Source organism: Micromonospora sp. NPDC049799 (assembly GCF_040656655.1).
Classification (GTDB): Bacteria; Actinomycetota; Actinomycetes; order Mycobacteriales; family Micromonosporaceae; genus Micromonospora.
This window is the reverse complement of sequence record NZ_JBFAMU010000633.1, coordinates 1-2,578: the sequence shown is the minus strand read 5'-3', so window position 1 is coordinate 2,578 and position 2,578 is coordinate 1. Positions and strand designations below refer to the sequence as shown.

At 74.6% G+C, this 2,578-nt stretch carries 2 protein-coding genes and 1 pseudogene; 1 reads left to right on the top strand and 2 read right to left on the bottom strand.

The features are described from left to right. Positions 1-518: pseudogene (locus AB0I76_RS27525) on the bottom strand (helix-turn-helix transcriptional regulator); the annotation flags it as partial. A gap of 253 nt (positions 519-771) precedes the next feature. Here AB0I76_RS27525 and AB0I76_RS27520 point away from each other — a divergent pair. Next, entirely contained in the window at positions 772-1,155 is a 384-nt protein-coding gene (locus tag AB0I76_RS27520) for a WhiB family transcriptional regulator (RefSeq protein ID WP_357041335.1), read from the top strand. A 238-nt stretch (positions 1,156-1,393) separates the two neighbouring features. Here the strand turns inward: AB0I76_RS27520 and AB0I76_RS27515 are convergent. Next, positions 1,394-2,578: molybdopterin-dependent oxidoreductase (locus AB0I76_RS27515; protein WP_357041332.1), on the bottom strand; the 1,185-nt coding region annotated here is incomplete at its 5' end.

Here is a 2,578-nt window from a genome sequence, read left to right as displayed (position 1 = left end):
CTGGCCGCTGCCCGCGTCGGTCGACTCCAGCTCGTAGATCTCCGCTCCCGCCAGACCTTCGGCGCCGGTGCCTGCCGGCTCGGCCGGGCCGTCCCGCCGACCGCCGCCGTGTCCCGGGCCGGATCGGTGATCCGGTGTCGCGCCGCCCGCCCAGGGGCGGAGAGCAGCAGCAGGGCCTTGGCCACCGCGCTGGTCAGGTCGTGGTCGGTGCCCTGGATGAGTCCTCGGGCTCCGGCACTGATGGTGGCCGCGGCGGCCTCGGACTCCTCTGTCCCGAGGAGCACCACGGCGGCCTGCGGCGCGCGCGCGAGCACCCGCCGGACGAAGCCGGCGCTGTCCGGCCGGGTGAGCGCCGTGTCGGCGAGCACCACGTCGGCCGGTCGCTCTGCCAACCGCAACATCACCTCGGGGTCGGAGACGGCCGTCCGCACGACCGCGGCCAGTCCCAGCCGCGCCGCCGCGGAGGTCAGATGTTGCGCCGCGAGCGGTGTCCGAACGCACACGAGAACCGTACGCACAGTGGGTCTCCTCTCCGCTCACGAGCAGACCACGAGCGGGTGGGCTCGGGAGGAGGTTCCGGGCAATCCTCCGAACTTTTCCGACATCTAGGGCATTTGCCGCGCGTTGTCCGACGTTTTCGATCACAGACGTGTGAGTCGGGAAGGACGGGGGTACCGGGACGTCAGGCCGGAAACGGCGCGCCTGCGCGGACCGCCGCCCGGACGCCGGTTCACATGATCTCCGCGGTGCCGCGCGGGAGGAGGGGTGCTGATGTCGAACGTACGCAGACTGCCCGGACCCATCGTCGACCTTTGGGACTGGCAGCGTCTCGGTGCCTGCCGGGGCCGCGACAGCGCCCAGTTCTTCCACCCGGACGGGGAGCGGGGCTCGTCCCGCCTGCGTCGGGAGTCCGGCGCCAAGGCCGTCTGCCGCGCCTGCCCGGTCCGGGCGGAGTGCGCCGCGCACGCCCTCTCCGTCCGTGAGCCGTACGGCGTCTGGGGCGGCTTCAGCGAGTCCGAGCGGCTCCGCCTGCTGGCGCTGGGCTGGGAGGACCTGGCCGACCGCCGCCAGAGCCGCGTCGACATCGCCCGGCTGGAGGCCCGCCTGGGCCGGCCGCACAAGTCGGCCGTCCCGGACCAGCGCAAGGTCGCCTGACCCAGCCACCCCCGAAGACACCGACGCCGCGTCCCCGAACGGAGACGCGGCGTCGCGTCGTGCGCGTTCCTCTGACCCGCACGGCTAGATCCACTCGGGTTCAGTGATGTCGGGGCATCCCGCGGGGCCGGACACCCCGACATCAATGAGGTCGAGTGGATCACGGGGCGAGGTACCCGGGTCGGCGGGGCGGGCCGCCGGGCGGCGGGCGGCAAGCGCCGGGGCGGCCGGCGGGCGGTCAGCGGACGGTGACGGGGACGGTGTGCCAGCCCGTGGCGCCGTCCGGGGCGACCGGCGTCCGTCGCTCCGTCTGGGTCTCACCGGTGGAGTCGGTCGCCCGGACCTGGAGGGTGTGGTCGCCCGGGGTGGCGTCCCACCGCCAGGACCACTGCACCCAGGTGTCCACCGACACCGTCGCCGCCAGCACCGCCTCCTGCCACGGGCCCTCGTCGACGCGTACCTCCACGCGGCGGATGCCCCGCTGCTGGGCCCACGCCACGCCGGCCACCGTGATCGGCCCGGCGGTCAGGCGGTTACGCCGGCGGGGCGTGTCGATCCGGGACTGCGTCTTGATCGGCCCCTGGGCGGACCAGCCGCGCGGAACCCAGTACGCGTCGAAGTCCGCGAAGCTGGTCAGCTCCAGCTCGGTCACCCATTTGCAGGCCGACACGTACCCGTAGAGGCCCGGCACCACCATCCGCGCCGGGAACCCGTGCTCGACCGGCAGTGGCTCGCCGTTCATGCCGACCGCCAGCAGCGCGTCGCGCCCGTCGCGCAGCACCGCCGTGGGGGTGCCGCACGTCCACCCGTCGACCGATCGCCCGACGACCTGGTCGGCGCCGTCCTCCGGCTGCGCCTCGTCCAGCAGTTCGCGGATCGGCACCCCCAGCCAGCGGGCGTTGCCGATCAGGTCGCCGCCCACCTCGTTGGACACGCAGGCCAGCGTGATGTGGCGCTCGACCATCGGGCGGGCGAGCAGGTCGTCGAAGGTCAGCGTGATCGGGTTGCGGACCCGGCCGTGGATCCGCAGCTCCCAGGTGGTCGGGTCGACCTGCGGCACGACCAGCGCCGTGTCGATGCGGTAGAAACCGGAGTTGGGCGTCACGTAGGACGCGAGCTGGGCGAGCTTCAGGTCGGCCGCCGCCGGGACCGGCGACGCGACCGACGACGGCGTGGGCAGCGCCACCGCCGTCCGGGCCGCCGAGACACCCCGTTGGCCGGCCAGCCAGCGACCGCCCAGACCGGCCGCGCCGGCCGCGCCGAGGAGCACCGCCGTGGAGGTGAGGAAGCGCCGTCGCGACTCGGGGTCCGTGGCCCGTACCTCCGCCGGCCCGGCACCGGCCGCGGTGACCTCCGGCACGGCCGGCGGTGACGCGGCGGCCGGTCCGTCGGGACCGCCCAATGGCAGGCGTGGTCGACGATG

Coding starts and splice junctions, on each gene's coding strand:
- AB0I76_RS27520 (WP_357041335.1), top strand. CDS start 772: ATGTCGAACGTACGCAGACTGCCCGGACCCATCGTCGACCTTTGGGAC.